Genomic DNA, 596 nt, shown 5'->3' with positions numbered 1-596 from the left:
ACAGTAGGAGATGGTGTGGCCAATAGCACACACGATGATTCATTGACAGATGGTTGGACACATGATTCTAAGATGCCAGGAAATCGCTACATCGAGGGCGAATTGACGACACCAGTCAAAGCCAACTATCTCCGTGTCCTCTATACAGCGGATTATGATGCCCGTTTTGTAGGATTTACAGAATTAGTCATCAACGATGGTGAATTTGTCAAACCAATCAATGATCCAACAGTAGAAGGAAGTAGTGGAGAAAGCCAAGGCAACCTTTATAATAATCTTGTAGACGGCAAAGTTTTGACCAGCTACAAGTCTGAAAAAGACAAGGGCGAATTGGTGTATCACTTGTCTGAACCAACTAAAGCTAACCACCTTCGTCTCGTTTCCAGTCTTCCTGAAGGAGCTAAGGCACGTGTTCTTGCTAGAACACTCAAGGATGGTCAAGACAGTTGGACAGACCTCGGTGCCATTACATCTAGTCTCCAAACCTTCGCTATCCGAAATGGTGGCTCTCTTCTAGACGTCAAATTAGTCTGGGAAGGTGGCAAGGCAGAATTTTATGAATTGGCAAGCTTCCATCAAGAATTAACAGAAGAACC

Annotated in this window: 1 pseudogene; it reads left to right on the top strand. The window is 44.1% G+C overall.

What is annotated here, in order from left to right:
- Positions 1-596 (top strand): annotated as a pseudogene (locus ADM50_RS09135) (beta-N-acetylglucosaminidase domain-containing protein); the annotation flags it as partial.

The organism is Streptococcus oralis (assembly GCF_001075675.1).
Lineage (GTDB): Bacteria > Bacillota > Bacilli > Lactobacillales > Streptococcaceae > Streptococcus > Streptococcus oralis_V.
Note: the sequence above shows the minus strand (reverse complement) of the source record. Positions and strands in the feature narration are given on the sequence as shown.